Source organism: Streptomyces sp. DSM 42067, assembly GCF_055792885.1.
On sequence record NZ_CM147706.1, the window covers coordinates 2,643,752 to 2,661,919 of the forward strand.

At 71.7% G+C, this 18,168-nt stretch carries 17 protein-coding genes; 7 read left to right on the plus strand and 10 right to left on the minus strand.

The annotated features are described in order from the left end of the window. Positions 1-81: 81 nt before the first annotated feature. Complete coding sequence (gene pepN, locus ACSMXV_RS12400) at positions 82-2,601, minus strand: aminopeptidase N (RefSeq protein ID WP_473177692.1); 2,520 nt, start codon at positions 2,599-2,601, stop codon at positions 82-84. 269 nt (positions 2,602-2,870) lie between these two features. Next, on the minus strand, positions 2,871-3,236 hold the full coding sequence (locus tag ACSMXV_RS12405) for a chorismate mutase (RefSeq protein ID WP_473177693.1): 366 nt from the start codon (positions 3,234-3,236) through the stop codon (positions 2,871-2,873). A 320-nt stretch (positions 3,237-3,556) separates the two neighbouring features. On the opposite strand from ACSMXV_RS12405, the gene ACSMXV_RS12410 reads away from it, so the two are divergent. After that, positions 3,557-4,456: a hypothetical protein gene (locus tag ACSMXV_RS12410; RefSeq protein WP_473177694.1), complete on the plus strand. Its 900-nt coding sequence runs from the start codon at positions 3,557-3,559 to the stop codon at positions 4,454-4,456. Between the two features lie 342 nt (positions 4,457-4,798). Here ACSMXV_RS12410 and ACSMXV_RS12415 read toward each other — a convergent pair whose 3' ends face one another. Both ACSMXV_RS12415 and ACSMXV_RS12420 read right to left on the minus strand, forming a co-directional pair. Further along, positions 4,799-5,719 carry an SDR family oxidoreductase gene (locus ACSMXV_RS12415; protein ID WP_473177695.1) on the minus strand — a complete coding sequence of 307 codons (921 nt, stop codon included), beginning with the start codon at positions 5,717-5,719 and terminating at the stop codon, positions 4,799-4,801. Then, entirely contained in the window at positions 5,716-6,594 is an 879-nt protein-coding gene (locus tag ACSMXV_RS12420; RefSeq protein ID WP_473177696.1) for an SDR family oxidoreductase, read from the minus strand. Before ACSMXV_RS12420 ends, ACSMXV_RS12415 begins: the two co-directional genes overlap by 4 nt. 66 nt (positions 6,595-6,660) lie before the next feature. Between ACSMXV_RS12420 and ACSMXV_RS12425 the strand changes: the two genes are divergently transcribed. From ACSMXV_RS12425 to ACSMXV_RS12440, 4 genes are read left to right on the plus strand one after another with little or no spacing between them, the layout of a single operon-like run. After that, positions 6,661-7,410 (plus strand): enoyl-CoA hydratase family protein, encoded by a 750-nt coding sequence (locus ACSMXV_RS12425; RefSeq protein WP_473177697.1) that lies wholly within the window; start codon positions 6,661-6,663, stop codon positions 7,408-7,410. A 31-nt stretch (positions 7,411-7,441) separates the two neighbouring features. After that, a complete protein-coding gene (locus ACSMXV_RS12430; protein WP_473177698.1) occupies positions 7,442-8,293 on the plus strand; it encodes a CoA transferase subunit A in 852 nt (283 codons plus the stop codon). Beyond that, positions 8,290-9,045 carry a CoA-transferase subunit beta gene (locus ACSMXV_RS12435; protein ID WP_473177699.1) on the plus strand — a complete coding sequence of 252 codons (756 nt, stop codon included), beginning with the start codon at positions 8,290-8,292 and terminating at the stop codon, positions 9,043-9,045. Before ACSMXV_RS12430 ends, ACSMXV_RS12435 begins: the two co-directional genes overlap by 4 nt. 13 nt (positions 9,046-9,058) lie before the next feature. Further along, positions 9,059-10,150: an NAD(P)H-dependent flavin oxidoreductase gene (locus tag ACSMXV_RS12440; RefSeq protein ID WP_473177700.1), complete on the plus strand. Its 1,092-nt coding sequence runs from the start codon at positions 9,059-9,061 to the stop codon at positions 10,148-10,150. Positions 10,151-10,317: 167 nt separating this feature from the next. Here ACSMXV_RS12440 and ACSMXV_RS12445 read toward each other — a convergent pair whose 3' ends face one another. From ACSMXV_RS12445 to ACSMXV_RS12465, 5 genes are all read right to left on the minus strand, one after another. Beyond that, the gene (locus tag ACSMXV_RS12445; RefSeq protein ID WP_473177701.1) at positions 10,318-11,922 is read right to left on the minus strand and encodes a DEAD/DEAH box helicase; all 1,605 of its coding nucleotides are present in this window, start codon (positions 11,920-11,922) and stop codon (positions 10,318-10,320) included. Positions 11,923-12,007: 85 nt separating this feature from the next. Then, a complete protein-coding gene (locus tag ACSMXV_RS12450; RefSeq protein WP_067270399.1) occupies positions 12,008-12,211 on the minus strand; it encodes a cold-shock protein in 204 nt (67 codons plus the stop codon). A gap of 222 nt (positions 12,212-12,433) precedes the next feature. Next, a complete protein-coding gene (locus ACSMXV_RS12455; protein WP_473177702.1) occupies positions 12,434-13,591 on the minus strand; it encodes an acetyl-CoA C-acetyltransferase in 1,158 nt (385 codons plus the stop codon). 17 nt (positions 13,592-13,608) lie between these two features. Beyond that, a complete protein-coding gene (locus ACSMXV_RS12460) occupies positions 13,609-14,271 on the minus strand; it encodes a TetR/AcrR family transcriptional regulator (RefSeq protein ID WP_473177703.1) in 663 nt (220 codons plus the stop codon). Between the two features lie 15 nt (positions 14,272-14,286). Beyond that, positions 14,287-15,075: an SDR family oxidoreductase gene (locus tag ACSMXV_RS12465; RefSeq protein ID WP_473177704.1), complete on the minus strand. Its 789-nt coding sequence runs from the start codon at positions 15,073-15,075 to the stop codon at positions 14,287-14,289. A gap of 75 nt (positions 15,076-15,150) precedes the next feature. On the opposite strand from ACSMXV_RS12465, the gene ACSMXV_RS12470 reads away from it, so the two are divergent. Beyond that, positions 15,151-16,338 carry an acyl-CoA dehydrogenase family protein gene (locus ACSMXV_RS12470; RefSeq protein ID WP_473177705.1) on the plus strand — a complete coding sequence of 396 codons (1,188 nt, stop codon included), beginning with the start codon at positions 15,151-15,153 and terminating at the stop codon, positions 16,336-16,338. After that, a complete protein-coding gene (locus tag ACSMXV_RS12475) occupies positions 16,335-17,357 on the plus strand; it encodes an acyl-CoA dehydrogenase family protein (protein ID WP_473177706.1) in 1,023 nt (340 codons plus the stop codon). Before ACSMXV_RS12470 ends, ACSMXV_RS12475 begins: the two co-directional genes overlap by 4 nt. Before the next feature lie 3 nt (positions 17,358-17,360). Here the strand turns inward: ACSMXV_RS12475 and ACSMXV_RS12480 are convergent, their stop codons facing one another. Further along, positions 17,361-18,083 carry a VWA domain-containing protein gene (locus ACSMXV_RS12480; RefSeq protein ID WP_473177707.1) on the minus strand — a complete coding sequence of 241 codons (723 nt, stop codon included), beginning with the start codon at positions 18,081-18,083 and terminating at the stop codon, positions 17,361-17,363. Positions 18,084-18,168 lie beyond the last annotated feature (85 nt).

The following is an 18,168-nucleotide window of genomic DNA, read 5'->3' on the forward strand; positions in this document are numbered from 1 at the left end:
GTGGGTTGTGCCCACCCGTTCCGCCCCCAGCGGAACGACTGCCCACAACGGTCAGCGCCACGGGCAGGTGGCGCACCCGCCTCAGGCCGAAGCGCGTACCCGCAACGCCCGTGCCAAGTCGTCCAACTGGTCCGCGAGGCGGCGGCGTAGTGACGGGATCGGGTCCGCGTCGCGGAGGCACTCCTCGCCGAGGCGGAGGGTGTCGGTGTCGACCGCGTAGAGCGGGAAGGCGTGGCGCCCGGCGGCGTCGGCGATGGCGGGGCCGCGCCGGGCGGCGACGGCGACCGCGTCGGCGTAGTACCGCGGCACGTACTCACGTACGAGCGCGGCCTGTTCGGGCTGCCAGAAGCCCTGGGCCGTGGCGGTGAACAGGTAGTTGGAGAGATGGTCGGCGGCGAACATCTCGTCCCAGGCCTTGCGCTTCATCTCGGGGTCGGGCAGCGCGGCCCGGCAGCGGGCGGCGCCCTCCTGGCCGCTGGCGCTGGGGTCCTGGACGAGCTCGGCCTCGATGACGGCGTCGTCGATCGCGCCGAGCACGGCGAGCCGCCCGAGGATGCGCCAGCGCAGTTCGGGGTCGAGCTCGGGCCCGCCGGGAACGGTGCCCTCGGAGAGCCAGGCGCTGATCGTGTCGGGCCGCGAGGCCGTGTCGATGCGGTGGCGTACGGCGGTGAGCCGGAGGCCGGGGTTGTCGCCGTCCTCGGTGCGGCGGATGAGGTCACGGCAGAGGTCGGTGAGGGTGGCGAGGGCGTCGGGCCGGTCCTCGTCGGCCACGTACCGCCCGGCGATCTGGCCGGTGGCGAAGGCGAGGACGCCCTGCACGATGGCGAGGTCGGTCTCGTGCGGGAGATGTGTGCGGGCGGCCTTGAGGTAGGCGGCGGGTGGCAGTTCGCCGTCGCGGACGGCGTCGCGCAGCGCGTTCCACACGACGGCGCGGGTGAGCGGCTCGGGGATGCCGGAGAGGGCTTCCTGGACGGTGGCGAAGGACCGGTCGTCGAAGCGGATCTTGGCGTAGCTGAGATCGCCGTCGTTGAGGACGATGAGCGCGGGGCGGCTGCCGATGGGGTGCGCGGACCGGTTCTGCGGTACGTCGAGTTCGAACCGTTCGCGCAGGGTGAGCCGGCTGCCGTCGGTGAGGTCCTGGTCGTAGAGGCCGACGGCGATGCGGTGGGGGCGGCTGCCCTGGTGGTCGATGGTGAGGCTGTGGCTGCCGTTGTGGCCGGCGGTGCTCGGCACGAGGGTGTCGACGCCGGTGGTGCGCAGCCAGGCGTCGGCCCAGGCGTGCACGTCGCGTTCCGTCGCGCCGGCGAGGGAGTCGATGAAGTCGGCGAGTGTGGCGTTGCCGAACTTGTGGCGGGCGAAGTGGGTGTTGATGCCCGCGAGGAAGTCCTTCTCGCCGAGCCAGGCGACGAGCTGGCGGAGCGCGGAGGCGCCCTTGGCGTAGGAGATGCCGTCGAAGTTGAGGAGCGCGGAGGCGGTGTCCTCGACGGCCTCGGGGGCGACTGGGTGGGTGGAGGGGCGCTGGTCGGCGTCGTAGCCCCAGGCCTTGCGGGCGACGCCGAAGTCGACCCACGTATCGGTGCCCCACTTTCTGGGGGGAGTCCCCCCAGACCCACCCAGGGTGGCTTCGGTGAGGGTCTGGTAGCCCATGTACTCGGCGAAGGACTCGTTGAGCCAGATGTCGTCCCACCACGTGAGCGTGACGAGGTCGCCGAACCACATGTGGGCCATCTCATGGGCGATGACCATGGCGCGGGTCTGCCGCTCGGTGTCGGTGACGGCGGAGCGGTAGACGAACTCGTCGCGGAAGGTGACCAGGCCCGGGTTCTCCATGGCGCCGGCGTTGAACTCGGGGACGAACGCCTGGTCGTAGGAGTCGAAGGGGTAGGGCTCCTCGAACTTCTCGTGGTAGCGGTCGAAGCACGCGCGCGTGACGTCGAGGATCTCGTCGGCGTCGGCGTCGAGGTAGGGCGCGAGGGAGCGGCGGCAGTGGATGCCGAAGGGCAGGCCGCGGTGCTCGGTGCGTACGGAGTGCCAGGGGCCGGCGGCGACGGCGACGAGGTAGGTGGAGATCAGCGGGGTGGCGGCAGCCTTCCAGATGCCGCCACCGGTGTGTTCGGTGACGCCGTTGGCGAGGACGGTCCAGCCGTCGGGCGCGGTGACGGTCACCTCGAAGACGGCCTTGAGGTCGGGCTGGTCGAAGGCGGCGAAGACGCGCTGCACGTCGTCCAGGAACAGCTGGGTGTACGTGTAGGTCTCGCCGTCCGTCGGGTCGGTGAAGCGGTGCATGCCCTCACCGGTGTGCGAGTACCGCATCGAGGCGTCGATCCGCAGCTCGTGCTCGCCCGCGGTCAGACCGGTCAGCGGGAGACGGTTGCCGTCCAGGGTGCCGGGGTCGAGGGGCTGTCCGTCGAGGGTGGCGGAGCGCAGTTCGGCCGGCTTCAGCTCGACGAAGGTGTCCGCGTCCGAGCGGGCCGTGAAGTGGATGACGGTGAGGGAGTCGAAAGTCTCCTCGCCCCGGGTCAGATCCAGGTCGATGGTGTATCGCCGGACGTGGAGGAGCTCGGCTCGGTTCTGCGCTTCGGCGCGCGTCAGTACGGACATGGAGGCCATGCTGCCTGATGGTCGGGGCGGGGCGACAGGGGCTTTCTTCCCAGGCCGGCCGTTGCGGGGAGGGGGCGTGCGGGGGAGCTCAGGGGCGGCGCACGGGGGCGCTCGGCTCAGGGACACCGCGAGCGGGCACTCGGCTCAGGGACGGTGCGAGCGGTGCGGGGCTCAGGGACGGTGCGAGCGGTGCGGGGCTCAGGGACTGCGCGAGCGGTGCGGGGCTCACGCGAGTGTGAGCGCCCGCGTGTGTGCCGTGCCGAAGAGGATCAGTCCCCGCCCGCCGAGTCGTTCGCGATCGTCTCGTGGTGGCGGATGACCTCCGCGATGATGAAGTTCAGGAGCTTCTCGGCGAAGGCCGGGTCGAGCTTGGCGCTCTCCGCGAGGCGCCGGAGCCGCGCGATCTGGCTGGCCTCGCGGGCCGGGTCGGCCGGGGGGAGCTGGTGGGCGGCCTTGAGGTGGCCGACCTGCTGGGTGCACTTGAAACGCTCGGCGAGCATGTGTACGACGGCCGCGTCGATGTTGTCGATGCTGTCGCGCAGCCGGGACAGCTCGGCGCGGATGGCGGGGTCGATGTCGTCGGCCGTGTCGGGCCCGTGCGGCGTACCGGGCTCGTTGATGTTGCTGGTGGTCATGGGGCGACACCCTACGTGGCAGCTGGAGGGTGGGGCACGGCCCCCGGCGGTCGGCCACCGGCACGACGGCCTGCGCGGTGGTCAGCTGGGGCGCGACGGGCGGCGCGGTGGTCTGTACGACGGGCGGCGCGGTGGCCCGCACGGTGGTGCGGCAGGGGGGCCTCCACGACGGGCGGCACGGTGGCCTCCACGATGGGGCGGCACGGGGGCCGGCGACCGGTCGATCGCCAGGCCCGTCGGCGCCCGTCCCGCTTACAGTGGGGGCAGTGCAGGGAGGCCACAGGTGGAGATCTGTTCTGGCGTCTGAAGGGGGTTCGGACGTGGCGGACGGCGGACCGGTCGAGCACGGCTATCCGCATCTGGACATGGTGCGGTCGGCCATCACCGCGCTGTACAGAAGACTCTCGTACCACACGGTCAACAGCTTCGACACCAGCGTAGTCCCGGCCGACGTGGCGTTCTGCGACCAGGACGATCTTCATCTCGGCGTGCAGCGCGTGGCCCGCGAGATCGTGCGGCACTACCGGCTGCCGGACGCCCGCATGATCGTCAGCTTCCGCGAGATGGAGCATGCCGCGTACGTCGAACTCGCCGCGGGCCCCGAGTACTTCATCGAGCTGAACAACCGCTTTCGTAACTACCGCAGGGACATCGGCGCGGCGCTCGCGCACGAGGTGATGCACGTCTATCTGCACCGCCTGGACCTGTCGTTCCCCACTACCCGCGACAACGAGATCCTGACCGACACCGCCGCAACGTATCTGGGCGCGGGCTGGCTGCTGCTCGACGCGTACCGGGAGGACGCCGCGTCGTCGCAGAAGCTGGGCTATCTGACGCCGGAGGAGTTCGGGTACGTGCTGGCCAAGCGGGCGCTGGCCTTCGGCGAGGACCCGTCGACGTGGTTCACCAGTCCGCAGGCGTACACGGCGTATACGAAGGGCATGGCGCAGGCCCGCCGTGACGAGCAGCAGCCGCCGCTGACGGCGGCCGGGTGGGCGGGGCGGCGGCGGTACGCGAAGGACCGCCGGTTCGCCCAGGACCATCAGGTGCCCGTGCCCCCGCCCGGTCTGGAGCCGGGGCCGTACTCCTTCGACGGACGGACGCCGCTGCGGGTGTCCTTCCCGTGCCCGACGTGCCATCAGCGGATCAGGGTGCCGGTACGGGGGCGCGTCCGCGCGCGGTGCGCGCTGTGCCGGACGGTGCTGGAGTGCGACACCTAGGGCTGTCGCAGGGCCGTCGTAGGGCTGTCGTCGTGGGAGGGGCCGCGGAATCCTCCGGTTCCGCGGCCCCATGCCATGGCGAGCGCCGGCCGTCACTGCTCCCCCGCCGCCACCGCCCTCCGCGGCAGCGCCAGGCAGAGCGCCGCGCAGAGCAGGAAGCCGCCCGTCACCCAGGTCATCACCGTGGTCCGCCGGTCAACTCGCCCCGTACATCGGCCAATTCGCCCCGTACGACGGTCAACTCGCCTCGTACGCCAGTCAACTTGCCTCGTACGTCGATCAACTCGCCCCGTACGACGGTCAGCTCGCCCCGTACGACGGTCAGCTCGCCCCGTACGACGGTCAGCTCGCCCCGTACACCGGCTGTGGTGCCTCCGATTCGGCCAGGAGTTTCAGCGTCGCCTCGCCCGCCTCCGTGGGGGTCCAGCGGGCGCCCTTGTCGGCGGTGGGGCCGGGGCGCCAGCCCTCCATGACCGTGATACGGCCCGCCTCGGCCCCGAAGACGCGGCCGGTGACGCCTGCGCTTGCCGCCGAGCCGAGCCAGACCACGAGGGGCGAGACGTTCTCTGGGGCCATCTCGTCGAAACCGCTCTCGGGGGCGGCCATCGTCTCGGCGAAGGTCCGCTCGGTCATCCTGGTGCGCGCCGCCGGGGCGACGGCGTTGGCCTGGACGCCGTACCGGCCCATCTCGGCCGCCGCGACCAGCGTGAGGCCGACGATGCCCGCCTTCGCGGCGCTGTAGTTGCCCTGTCCCACCGAGCCCAGCAGACCTGCTCCGGAGCTGGTGTTGACGACCCGCGCCTCGGGCCGGCGGCCCGCCCTGGCCTCGGCGCGCCAGTGTGCCGCCGCGTGCCGGAGCGGCAGGAAATGGCCCTTCAGGTGCACGCGCATCACTGCGTCCCAGTCGTCCTCGTCCAGGTTGACGAGCATGCGGTCGCGCAGGAAACCCGCGTTGTTGACGAGCGTGTCGAGCCGCCCGAAGGCGTCGAGCGCCGCCGCGACCAGCGATGCGGCACCGTCGGACGTGGCGATGTCGCCGCCGTGGGCCACCGCCTCGCCGCCCGCCGCGCGGATCTCGTCGACGACCTGCTGGGCGGGACTGTCCGGCCCTGGGGCTCCGTCCAGGCCCACGCCGAGGTCGTTGACGACGACCTTGGCGCCCTCGGCGGCGTAGGCCAGGGCGTGCGCGCGGCCGAGCCCGCGGCCCGCGCCCGTCACGATCACCACACGGCCCTGGCAGAGCCCGGCTCCGGTTCCCGTCATCTCGCGTCTCCTTGCTGCCTCGTGGACGGCTGACTGGTGGGCGGCCGGTGGTTGCCGGTCGCGGCATCCCGGTGGCCACCGGTTGCGGCATCCCGGTGGCCGCCGGTCGCGGCATCCCGGTGGCCGCCGGTCGTGGCGTCCCGGTGGTTGGCGGTCGCGGCGTCGAGGAAGGCGAGGCGCTCTCCGCCCCCGTGGACGAGCAGCGCGGCCCCGCTGATGTACGCGGCGGCGTCCGATGCGAGGAAGACCGCTGCCGCGCCGACGTCCGACGGCTCGGCGAGCCGCCCCATCGGGATCGTGCGGCCCACCGCCGCGATGCCCTCCTCGTCCCCGTAGTGCAGATGGGACAGTTCGGTGCGGACCGAGCCGACGACGAGGGTGTTGACCCGGATGTGCGGGGCCCACTCCGCGGCCATGGAACGGGCCAGGTTCTCCAGGCCGGCCTTGGCCGCGCCGTACGCCGCGGTCCCGGGCGACGGGCGGGTCCCGCTCGTGCTTCCGATCATCACGACGGATCCGCGGGCCCGCTTCAGATGCTCGTACGCGGCGAGCGATGCGGTCAGCGGGGCGATGAGGTTGAGTTCGATCACGCGCGCGTGTCGCTCCGCTTCCGCGTCGGCGAGCTGCCGGTACGGCGCTCCGCCCGCGTTGTTGACGAGTACGTCGACCTGATCCAGGCCGTCGAAGAAGTCCCGTACCGCGGGTGGGTCCCGCAGGTCGACCGGTATGAACTCGGCTCCCTTCAGTGGCTCGTCGGGCGGTCTGCGGGCGCAGACGACGACATGGGCGCCCGCCTCCAGGAACGCACGTGCGACGCCCGCGCCGACGCCTCTGGTGCCGCCGGTGACGACCGCGACCCTCCCGTCCAGGTCCATGGGGTGCTACCTTCCTGACGTACCGTCACCTAACAAACGTTTGGTGGAAAGGTAGCTGATCCATTCATGGGTGTCTCCACCTCGTGCCCCGCTGACGGCGTCCGCGTCGTCACGGTCGACTTCCCGCCCGTCAACGCACTGCCCGTGCGCGGCTGGTACGACCTCGCCGACGCCGTGCGGGCGGCGGGCCGCGATCCCGCTGTCCGCTGCGTCGTGCTGACCGCCGAGGGCCGGGGCTTCAACGCGGGCGTCGACATCAAGGAGCTCCAGCGGGACAGCGGGCACGACGCGCTGATCGGCGCCAACCGCGGCTGCTACGAGGCCTTTGCGGCGGTGTACGAGTGCGAGGTGCCGGTCATCGCCGCCGTCCACGGCTTCTGTCTGGGCGGCGGCATCGGGCTGGTCGGCAACGCGGACGCGATCGTGGCATCCCAGGACGCCGTGTTCGGGTTGCCGGAGCTGGACCGGGGCGCGCTCGGTGCGGCAACCCATCTCGCGCGGCTCGTGCCGCAGCATCTGATGCGCGCGCTGTACTACACCTCGCGTACCGCCACGGCCGCCGAGCTGCACGCGCACGGGTCGGTGTGGCGGGTCGTGGAGCGCAGTGAACTCGCTGCTACGGCACTGGAGTTGGCGCGTGACATCGCCGCGAAGGACGGCACCCTCATCCGGCTGGCCAAGGCCGCCATCAACGGCATCGACCCCGTCGACGTACGCCGCAGCTACCGCTTCGAACAGGGCTTCACCTTCGAGGCGGGCCTCAGCGGCGTGGCGGACCGCGTGCGCGACACCTTCGGGAAGGAGCAGCAGGCATGAAGGGAACAGCTGTCACGAAAGAACAGCTGCCATGACCGACAAGACCATGACGGCTGACGAGGTCGCCGGGCGGTTGCGTAGCGGCATGACCATCGGCATCGGCGGCTGGGGATCGCGCCGCAAGCCGATGGCCCTGGTGCGAGCGCTGCTCCGGTCCGAGATCACCGATCTCACCGTGGTCTCGTACGGCGGCCCGGACGTCGGGCTCCTCGCCGCGGCCGGCCGCATCCGCAAGCTGATCGCGCCCTTCGCGACCCTCGACTCGATCCCCCTGGAGCCGCACTTCCGCGCGGCCCGCGAGAGCGGCGCCTTCGAGATGGCGGAGCTCGACGAGGCGATGTTCATGTGGGGCCTGCACGCGGCCGCGAACCGCCTGCCGTTCCTGCCGGTCCGGGCGGGTCTCGGCTCGGACGTCATGAGGATCAACCCCGGCCTGCGTACGGTGACGTCGCCGTACGAGGACGGGGAGGAGCTCGTCGCCGTACCGGCCCTGCGTATGGACGCGGCGATGGTCCACATGAACCGCGCCGACCGCCTCGGCAACGGCCAGTACCTGGGCCCCGACCCGTACTTCGACGACCTCTTCTGCGAGGCGGCGGACGCGGCGTACGTCTCGTGCGAGCAGCTCGTCGAGACGGCGGAACTCACCAAGGACGCGGCCCCGCAGACCCTCCTCATCAGCCGGCACAGCGTCACCGGCGTCATCGAGACCCCGAACGGCGCGCACTTCACCTCCTGCGCCCCCGACTACAGCCGGGACGAGGCCTTCCAGAAGCTGTACGCCACCACGCCCTGGCCCGAGTTCGCCGGGCGGTTCCTGTCCGGCCCGGACGAGCACGCCTACCAGTCGGCCGTGGCGGCCTGGCACGAGGAGAAGCGATGACCACGACCACGGCGACCACGGCCCCGGTGACCCGTGCCGAGTACTGCGTCATCGCCTGTGCCGAGGCGTGGCGTGGCAACGGCGAGATCCTGGCCGGCCCCATGGGCCTGATCCCGTCCATCGGGGCGCGCCTGGCCAAGCGCACCTTCTCCCCCGACCTGCTGCTGACCGACGGCGAGGCGATGCTCGTCGGTCTCGACGGGACGGTGGAGGGCTGGCTGCCGTACCGCCGCCATCTCACGATGGTGACCGGCGGCAGGCGGCACGTGATGATGGGCGCAAGCCAGATCGACCGCTTCGGCAACCAGAACATCTCCTGTATCGGTGACTGGGAGCGGCCGCGGAGGCAGCTCCTCGGTGTGCGCGGTGCGCCCGTCAATACGCTGAACAATCCGGTGAGTTACTGGGTGCCGAAGCACTCCCCGCGCGTCTTCGTCGAGCGGGTCGACATGGTGTGCGGGGTCGGAAACGACCGTGCGGCGGCCGCCGGCCCCTCCGCCACCCGCTTCCACGGCCTCGGGCTCGTGGTCAGCGATCTCGGCGTGTTCGACTTCGCCACGCCGGACGGTTCGATGCGGCTCGTCTCCGTCCATCCCGGGGTGACGGTCGAGCAGATCCGGGAGGCCACCGCCTTCGACCTGGTGATCGGCGACGCCGTCCCGGGCACACGCGAGCCGACCGCCGAGGAGCTCCGCCTGATCCGCGAGGTGATCGACCCGGACCGCGCCCGCGATCGCGAGGTGCGGCAGTGACGAAGGGGCCCTGATGGAGACGGCACTCACCAAGCTCACCGGCGTCCGGCACCCCCTCGTGCAGACCGGCATGGGCTGGGTCGCGGGCCCTCGGCTGGTCTCCGCCTCCGCGAACGCCGGGGCGCTCGGCATCCTCGCCTCCGCGACCATGACCGTCGAGCAGCTGCGCGCGGCCGTACGGGAGGTCAAGTCCCGTACGGATGCGCCCTTCGGCGTCAATCTGCGCGCTGATGCGGCGGACGCGCGGGAACGGGTGCGGATCATCATCGAGGAGGGTGTGCGCGTCGCGTCGTTCGCCCTCGCTCCCTCACGGGAGCTGATCGCCGAGCTCAAGGACGCGGGCGTGGTCGTCATCCCGTCCGTCGGCGCGCGCCGCCATGCGGAGAAGGTGGCGGCCTGGGGTGCGGACGCGGTGATCGTGCAGGGCGGCGAGGGCGGCGGCCACACGGGCGAGGTGGCGACGACGGTTCTGCTGCCGCAGGTGGTGGATGCCGTGGACATCCCGGTGATCGCGGCGGGCGGCTTCCACGACGGGCGGGGCCTGATCGCCGCGCTCGCCTACGGCGCTGCGGGCGTCGCCATGGGCACCCGCTTCCTCCTCACCTCGGACTCGACCGTCCCGGACGCCGTCAAGGCGGCGTACCTGGCGGCGACGGTCAGGGACGTGACGGTGACGACGGCCGTGGACGGGCTGCCGCACCGCATGCTGCGTACGGAGTTCGTGTCCTCGCTGGAGAGGGCGGGCCGCGCGAGGGCACTCGCCCAGGCCCTGCGCCGCGCCGCCGCGTTCCGGAGGATCTCCGGCCTGAGCTGGTCCCGGATGGTCCGCGACGGCCTGGTGATGAAGCACGGCAAAAACCTGTCCTGGAGCCAGGTGCTGCTGGCCGCGAACACGCCGATGCTGCTGAAGGCCGCCATGGTCGACGGCCGTACCGACCTCGGCGTCATGGCGTCCGGACAGGTGGCGGGGGTGATCGAGGACCTGCCGAGATGCGAGGAGCTCGTACGCCGGGTCATGGCCGAGGCCGAGCGGGTGCTGAGCGCGCTGCCGGGCCGGGGTGACATGCCACCGGCCACCGGCCACTGGCCGCCGTGTCACGCGTGACGGAGGGGCGACCGCCCACAACCCGGCGTGCCGTCCGGCCGGGGTGGTCCTCCCCTCGGGGATCGATCCCGGCGCGAACCCCCAGCTGCTCCCGGGACGACTCAGTCGAGCAGAAAGCCCGCGGGAACAGCGGTGCAGAGAGCCCAAGAACAGCCCGGCGTCGAAGCCTAGGCCGCCCGCCGCCCCCCTTGGCCCCCGCGCTCGGAGCGGTTTGTGCGGGCCTGGCTCTGCCCGGCGCCGCGACCCTGCTGCCGTCCCCTGGCCGTGCCCCGGGGCTCTCCGTTCCGCGGCTGCTCGCCATGGGCCGGCGCCTGCCCCTGACCCGTACGCCCAGGCCGGCCCGCGCCGCCTGCCCGCCGGGCTCCGCCCCGTCGCGCCCGCGGCTTGGCCGCCTGCTGCTGCACCGGCTGCGGGACCTCGATCGTGACCGCGACGCCCGAGGGCTCGCGCGCTCCCGTGATCCGGACGAGCTCCTCGTCGCTGGACTTGATCCTTGCCGTACGCGGCGTGATGCCCGCGTCGTTCATCAGGCGGCTCATCTCCCGCTTCTCGTCCGGGAGTACGAGGGTCACCACGCTGCCCGACTCGCCCGCCCTGGCGGTGCGGCCGCCGCGGTGGAGATAGTCCTTGTGGTCGGTGGGCGGATCCACGTTCACGACGAGGTCGAGGTCGTCGACGTGGATGCCGCGGGCGGCCACGTTCGTCGCGACCAGGGCGGTGACCTGGCCGTTCTTGAACTGGTCGAGGGTGCGGTTGCGCTGCGGCTGCGAGCGGCCGCCGTGCAGCGCCGCCGCCCGTACGCCGCTGGCCAGCAGGCGCTTGGCGAACCGGTCCGCGGCGCGCTTGGTGTCCACGAAGAGGATCACCCGCCCGTCCCGCGCCGCGATGCGCGTGGCCACGGCCTTCTTGTCGGTCTCGTCGACGACGTACAGGACGTGGTGCTCCATCGTGGAGACCGCGCCCGCGGACGGGTCGACGGAGTGGACCACGGGGTCGGTCAGGAACATCCGCACGAGCCGGTCGATGTTCTTGTCGAGCGTCGCCGAGAACAGCATGCGCTGGCCGTTCGGCTGCACCTGCTCCAGCAGCGCCGTGACCTGCGGCATGAAACCCATGTCGGCCATCTGGTCGGCCTCGTCGAGCACGGTGACCGCCACGTCGCCGAGGCGGCAGTCTCCCCGGTCTATGAGGTCCTTGAGGCGTCCGGGCGTGGCCACGAGCACCTCGGCGCCGCGCCGCAGCGCACCGGCCTGCTTGCTGATCGACATCCCGCCGACGACGGTGGCCAGCCGCAGGTTCACGGCGGTGGCGTACGGCGTGAGGGCGTCGGTGACCTGCTGTGCGAGCTCACGCGTGGGCACCAGCACCAGGACGAGCGGCGCCTTCGGCTCGGCACGCCGGCCCGCGGTCCTGGCGAGCAGGGCCAGCCCGAAAGCGAGGGTCTTGCCGGAGCCGGTGCGCCCGCGCCCGAGTATGTCCCGGCCCGCGAGGGAGTTCGGCAGTGTGGCGGCCTGGATCGGGAAGGGCTCGACCACGCCCTGGGCCTCGAGGGTCTTCTGCAGGGCGGCGGGCATGTCCAGCTCGGCGAACGCCTCGACGGCGGGCAGCGCGGGGGTGGTGCTGCGGGGCAGCGTGAATTCCTGGGGCGGCGCCGACCGGCGGGCGGGAATCTTTCCGGACCTCTTCGCCGAGTTCGCCGGAGCCCCCGCGCGGGAGCCCACGGGGCGTCGGCGGGCGGGGCGTGCCGGGCGTTCTGAGCTGGAACGAGTCATATGGTTTGCCTTCCTGAGGGCAGCAGAAACCGGGACCCGCACCGAAAAGGTGCGGGCCCCGGCTGCGAAAATCGCGTCCCGGCGATCAGGCGGGGAGGATGTTCTCCGCCTGCGGGCCCTTCTGGCCCTGCACGACGTCGAAGCTGACCTTCTGGCCCTCCTGGAGCTCACGGAAGCCCTGGGTGGCGATGTTCGAGTAGTGGGCGAAGACGTCGGCGCCGCCGCCGTCCTGCTCGATGAAGCCGAAGCCCTTTTCCGAGTTGAACCACTTCACGGTTCCAGTAGCCATTTTTAATCTCCCTAACGGGTGTGCTGCGGAAATCCACGACCTGTGGATTCCTAGTCGCCGCGTCATGACCCCGTGCCGGAAAGCCCGGTAAAACAAAATGCGCCTGACGATCATTCCGTCAGGCGCACACAAAGTTCATGGGTACCAAAACCGCAACGCCTTCACCGTAGCACGTCCGGGCGGCAGAACCACGAACACCGCCCGGACGGTCCCCCGAACGGCTCAGAGTCGCTCGACGATCGTCACGTTCGCCTGGCCTCCGCCCTCGCACATCGTCTGCAGCCCGAATCGGCCATTCGTGCGCTCCAGCTCGTGCAGCAGCGTCGTCATCAGCTTCACGCCGGTGGCGCCCAGGGGGTGCCCCAGGGCGATGGCGCCGCCGTTGACGTTGACCTTGTCCGGGTCGGCGCCGGTCTCCTTGAGCCAGGCGAGGACGACCGGGGCGAACGCCTCGTTGATCTCGACCAGGTCGATGTCGTCGATCGTGAGGCCGGTCTTCTTCAGGGCGTACGCCGTGGCCGGAATCGGCGCAGAGAGCATACGGATCGGGTCCTCGCCGCGCACCGAGAGGTGGTGGATACGGGCGCGCGGCGTCAGCCCGTGCTCGCGCACCGCCTGCTCGGAGGCGAGGAGCATCGCCGCCGCGCCGTCCGAGACCTGCGAGGAGCAGGCCGCGGTGATCGTGCCGCCCTCGATCACGGGCTTCAGGCCCGCCATCTTCTCCAGGGTCGTGTCGCGCCGCGGCCCCTCGTCCACGGTCACGTCGCCGTACGGCACGGTCTCGCGCGCGAAGCGGCCCTCGTCGATCGCGCGGATCGCCCGCTGGTGGGACTTCAGCGCGAACTCCTCCTGGTCGCCGCGTGTGATGCCCCACTTCTTCGCGATCAGTTCGGCGCCGTAGAACTGGTTGACGGGCTGGTCGCCGTACCGCGCGCGCCAGCCCTCGCTGCCCGCGTAGGGGCCCTCGGTCAGCCCCAGCGGCTCGGTGGCCTGCCGCGACGCGAACGCGATGGGGATCACCGACATGTTCTGGACGCCGCCGGCGACCACCAGGTCCTGCGTGCCGGAGAGCACGCCCTGTGCCGCGAAGTGCACGGCCTGCTGCGAGGAGCCGCACTGCCGGTCGACGGTCACGCCCGGTACCTCCTCGGGCAGCCCGGCCGCGAGCCAGCAGGTGCGGGCGATGTCCGCGGCCTGCGGACCGACCGTGTCCAGGCAGCCGAAGACGACGTCCTCGACCGCGGCCGGGTCGATCCCGGTGCGCTCGACGAGCGCCTTCAGCACGTGCGCGCCCAGGTCGGCGGGGTGGACGGCCGCGAGGCCTCCCCTGCGCCGCCCGACCGGGGTGCGGACCGCTTCGACTATGTAGGCCTCGGGCATGGCTGGACCTCCGTTGGTCAGCTGTCGCTGTGGGCTTTCGCTGTCGGTTCGGGGCTTTCTCGTACGGCGACCCCGTCCAGCACCATCGACAGGTACTGGCGGGCGATCTCCTCGGGGCTGTGCTGTCCGCCCGGCCGGTACCAGGACGCGGCGACCCACACGGTGTCGCGCAGGAACCGGTAGGTGAGGCGGATGTCCAGGTCGGCGCGGAACACGCGGTCGGCGACACCCCGCTCCAGGGTGCCGAGCCAGGCCTTCTCGAACTTCTCCTGGGACTCGGCGAGATAGGCGAACCGCGGCTGCCTCGCGAGGTGCCGGGACTCCTTCTGGTAGATCGCTACGGCGGACCCGTGCCGGTCGATCTCCCGGAACGACTCGGTGACCAGGGCCTCGATGGTCTCCCGTGGCCCGAGACCGGCGGCGAGCACGGCGTCGTACCCGTCCCAGAGCTCGTCGAGGAAGGTGGAGAGGATCTCGTCGAGGATCGACTCCTTGGAGTCGAAGTGGTAGTAGAGGCTGCCCGCGAGCATGCCCGCCTCGTCGGCGATCCTGCGGACGGTGGTCGCTTTGTAGCCGTGCGCGGCGAACACCTCGGCCGCGGTGGCGAGGAGTTCACGGCGCCGCTCGGGCGGCGGGGTCACCCGGGACTCCGGGGACTTGGTCTGACTGTTCTTCGGCACGTCACCATTGTCGGCCTACGGGTGCTGGCTGCTGACGGAGACGCTCTCGCCGGTCATGTACGACGAGTAGCCGGAGGCCAGGAAGACGATGACGTTGGCGACCTCCCAGGGCTCGGCGTACCGCCCGAACGCCTCGCGGGCCGTCAGCTCCTCCAGCAGCTCCGCCGAGGTGACCTTCACCAGGTGCGGATGCATGGCGAGGCTCGGCGACACGGCGTTGACCCGTACGCCGAACTCGGCGGCCTCGACGGCGGCGCACCGGGTAAGCGCCATGACGCCGGCCTTCGCGGCGGCGTAGTGGGCCTGTCCGGCCTGGGCGCGCCAGCCGACGACGGAGGCGTTGTTGACGATGACGCCGCCCGAGCCCTGCTCCTTCAGCAGCTTCAGAGCGGCCCGGGTGCAGCGGAAGGTGCCGTTGAGGGTCACGTCGAGGACGCGCGACCACTGGTCGTCGGTCATGTCGACAAGCGCTGAGGTCCCCCCGAGTCCGGCGTTGTTGACGACGATGTCGAGGCCGCCGTGGCGTCGTACCGCCTCCGCGAAGAGCCCTTGGACCTGGGCCTCGTCGGTGACATCGCAGGGCAGCGCGCCGACCGCGTCCGCCCCGAACTCCTCGGCCAGCACCGCCTCCGTCTCCTTGAGGCGGCGGGCGTGCGCGTCGCTGATCAGCACCCGCGCGCCCTCCTCGAGGAACCGGCGGGCGGTGGCGCCGCCGATCCCGGCACCGGCGGCCGCGGTGATCACGGCGGTCCGGCCCGCCAGCAGGGCGTGCCCGGCGACGTACTGAGCCTTGTTGTCCGTCACGTCAGCACGTTAACCTACCAAACACTTGTTAGGGAAGATTGACGCCTTCGTTCGGCGAAGGGAGCCGGGGACTCCGTGGACCTGGAATGCACACCCGAGGAGAACGCGTTCCGCGAGGAAGCGCGCGCCTGGCTCGCCGCGCACGTCCCCGCCGACCCCCTCCCCTCGCTGGAGACGGAGGAGGGCTTCGCAGCACACCGGCAGTGGGAGGCCCGGCTGTTCGCGGACCGCTGGTCGGTCGTGTCCTGGCCCGAGGAATACGGTGGCCAGGGCGTCGACCTCTTCAAGTGGCTGATCTTCGAGGAGGAGTACTACGCGGCGGGCGCACCCGGCAGGGTCGGCCAGAACGGCATCAACCTGCTGGCGCCCACGCTCTTCGACCACGGCACGCCCGAGCAGCGTGCCCGCATCCTGCCGCCCATGGCGCGCGGCGAGGTCATGTGGGCGCAGGCGTGGTCCGAGCCGGAGGCCGGTTCGGACCTGGCGTCACTGCGGTCGCGTGCCGAGCGCACCGACGGCGGCTGGCTGCTGAGCGGACAGAAGACCTGGTCGTCGCGGGCCGCGTTCGCCGACCGGGCCTTCGGGATCTTCCGTACGGACCCCGACGCTCCCCCACGCCCGGCTTCGCTCGCGCGGGCGGTGCCCCCATCGCCGCACCAGGGCCTGACCTACCTGATGTTCGACCTGCGGGCGCCCGGAGTGACCGTACGGCCCATCGGTCGGCTGGACGGGAAGCCCGCGTTCGCGGAGCTGTTCCTGGACGGCGTCTTCGTCCCGGACGAGGACGTCATCGGCGAGCCGGGGCAGGGCTGGCGGATCGCCATGTCGACGACCGGCAACGAGCGGGGCCTCACGCTCCGCTCCCCCGGCCGCTTCCTGGCCGCCGCCGACCGGCTCGGGCGCCTGTGGCGCGCCACCGCCGACCCCGCCGACACGGCACTGCGCGACCGGGTGGCGGACGCCGTGATCGGCGCCCGTGCGTACCAGCTCTTCACCTGCGCCAACGCGTCGCGGTTCGCGGCCGGGGAGAGCATCGGCGCCGAGTCGAGCCTCAACAAGGTGTTCTGGTCCCAGTACGACATCGCGCTACACGAGACGGCGCTGGACCTGCTCGGCCCGGACGGCGAACTGGCGGACGCCGACTGGAGCGAGGGGTACGTCTTCTCCCTCGCGGGCCCCATCTATGCGGGCACCAACGAGATCCAGCGGGACATCATCGCCGAGCGGCTGCTCGGCCTGCCGAAGGGACGCCTTCCCCGATGAGGTTCCTCCTCGACGACGAACAGGCCGAATTCGGGCGGACACTGGACCGGATGCTGGGCGCGGCCGACACCCCCCGTGTCGTGCGCGCATGGGCGGCCGGGGACCGCGGGCCGGGGCGCGCGCTGTGGTCGCGGATCGCGGAGGCGGGGGTGTTCGCGCTGGCGGTCCCGGAGGCGTACGACGGGCTGGGGCCGGGCGGTCCTCTGCCGGTCGAACTGGCCGTCTCCTTGGTCGAGTTGGGGCGGCATGCGATGCCCGGTCCGATGGTGGAGACGGCGGCGGCCGCGGCCCTGCTCGGTGATCTTCCGGCTGTCGCCAAGGAGTGGCTGCCTCGGATCGCTTCGGGCGAAGCGGTGGTGTCGCTGCGGCTGGACGAGGCAGACGTTCTCTGTGGTCCGTACGCGCTGGACGCGGATGCCGCCGATGCGGTGTTCACGGTCAGCGGTGACGAGCTCCGGCTGGCGCCCGGGCACGGCCCGTTACGGTCGTCCGCCGACCCGGCACGGCGTCTGTTCCGCCCGCAGGCCGGCGGGGAACTGCTGGCCTGCGGCCCCGCCGTACGCGAGGCGGCGGTGCGGGCGGCGGACTGGGCGGCGTTCCTCACCGCGGCCCAGTCCCTGGGAGTCGGCCTGGAGCTGCTGCACCGCACCGTCGCCTACGTCAAGCAGCGCACGCAGTTCGGCACACCCGTCGGCTCGTTCCAGGCCGTCAAGCACCGGCTGGCGGACACCCTGCTCGCCCTGGAGTTCGCGCGCCCGCTGCTGTTCGGTGCCGCGCTGTCGATGGCCCCGGCCGACATCGCCGCCGCCAAGGTCACGGCGGGCGAGGCCACGTACGCCGCCGCCCGCACGGCCCTCCAGCTCCACGGGGCGATCGGCTACACCGAGGAACTCGACCTCTCCCTCTGGCTCCGCAAGGCCCGCCCGCTGCGGGACGCGTGGGGGACGCCGGGGGCGTGCCGGGCGAGGGTGCTGGGCCCCCAGACGCCCCGACCCGGCGACCAGGCGACCGACCGGTAGCCCTCAGCGCACGAGCCCCTGCGCCCTGGCGGCCGCCAGCCACGCCGGGAACTCCGCAACCAGCTGGTCGTACAGTTCGTCGTCCGACACGGTCCGCGGGTCCGAACCGGCGTGGAAGAAGCCCGCGTTGTCGATCGGCCGCTTCTGCGGCACGGCCAGTTCGTCGAGCTTGCGCAGGAAATCGAACTGCTTGCTGCCCCGGTCGCCGAAGCCGATGAACTGCCAGAACATCGGCAGCTTCGCCGCCTTGCACAGATAGCGCTCGGCAGCGAGCTTGTTGATCGGGCCGCCGTCCGTCTGGAAGACGACCAGGGCCGGGGCGGTCGCACCGCTGTCGAGGTAGTGGTCGATGACGGCGTCCATCGCCAGGTGGTAGCTGGTCTTGCCCATATGGCCGAGGCCGGCCACGATCTCGTCGATGCGCCCGCGGTGGCCCGCGAGGGCGATGTCCGTGACCGCGTCGATGTCCGTGGAGAAGAAGACGACGGGGACGCGGCCGTCGTCGTCCAGATGCGAGGACAGACCCAGCACCCGGTCGGCGAGCGCCTGCACGCTGCCGTCCTTGTAGTACGGCTTCATCGAGCCGGAGTAGTCGACGACCAGGTAGACGGCGGCCCGCTCGCCGCTCAGCCCGTGCTTGACGAGGGATACGCCCGCGCTCTTGTAGAGACTGACGAGTGCGGGCGCGGTCTGCTCCACCTTGGTGAGGCTGATGGCCGGTCCCATCCGGGCTCTCCGTTCGCTCGGTCCCCTCGACGCGCCTGCCCCCATCCCGGCTGGTTCCGCGCGTCCCGGCTGTCGAGGCTACGGC

What these genes read in the sequence shown, in the direction of transcription:
- ACSMXV_RS12430 (WP_473177698.1), top strand. Translation starts at nt 7,442, where the DNA reads ATGACCGACAAGACCATGACGGCTGACGAGGTCGCCGGGCGGTTGCGT.
- ACSMXV_RS12480 (WP_473177707.1), bottom strand. Translation starts at nt 18,083, where the DNA reads ATGGGACCGGCCATCAGCCTCACCAAGGTGGAGCAGACCGCGCCCGCA.
- ACSMXV_RS12420 (WP_473177696.1), bottom strand. Translation starts at nt 6,594, where the DNA reads ATGGACCTGGACGGGAGGGTCGCGGTCGTCACCGGCGGCACCAGAGGC.
- ACSMXV_RS12445 (WP_473177701.1), bottom strand. Translation starts at nt 11,922, where the DNA reads ATGACTCGTTCCAGCTCAGAACGCCCGGCACGCCCCGCCCGCCGACGC.
- ACSMXV_RS12450 (WP_067270399.1), bottom strand. Translation starts at nt 12,211, where the DNA reads ATGGCTACTGGAACCGTGAAGTGGTTCAACTCGGAAAAGGGCTTCGGC.
- ACSMXV_RS12475 (WP_473177706.1), top strand. Translation starts at nt 16,335, where the DNA reads ATGAGGTTCCTCCTCGACGACGAACAGGCCGAATTCGGGCGGACACTG.
- ACSMXV_RS12425 (WP_473177697.1), top strand. Translation starts at nt 6,661, where the DNA reads ATGGGTGTCTCCACCTCGTGCCCCGCTGACGGCGTCCGCGTCGTCACG.
- ACSMXV_RS12435 (WP_473177699.1), top strand. Translation starts at nt 8,290, where the DNA reads ATGACCACGACCACGGCGACCACGGCCCCGGTGACCCGTGCCGAGTAC.
- pepN (WP_473177692.1), bottom strand. Translation starts at nt 2,601, where the DNA reads ATGTCCGTACTGACGCGCGCCGAAGCGCAGAACCGAGCCGAGCTCCTC.
- ACSMXV_RS12405 (WP_473177693.1), bottom strand. Translation starts at nt 3,236, where the DNA reads ATGACCACCAGCAACATCAACGAGCCCGGTACGCCGCACGGGCCCGAC.
- ACSMXV_RS12415 (WP_473177695.1), bottom strand. Translation starts at nt 5,719, where the DNA reads ATGACGGGAACCGGAGCCGGGCTCTGCCAGGGCCGTGTGGTGATCGTG.
- ACSMXV_RS12455 (WP_473177702.1), bottom strand. Translation starts at nt 13,591, where the DNA reads ATGCCCGAGGCCTACATAGTCGAAGCGGTCCGCACCCCGGTCGGGCGG.
- ACSMXV_RS12440 (WP_473177700.1), top strand. Translation starts at nt 9,059, where the DNA reads ATGGAGACGGCACTCACCAAGCTCACCGGCGTCCGGCACCCCCTCGTG.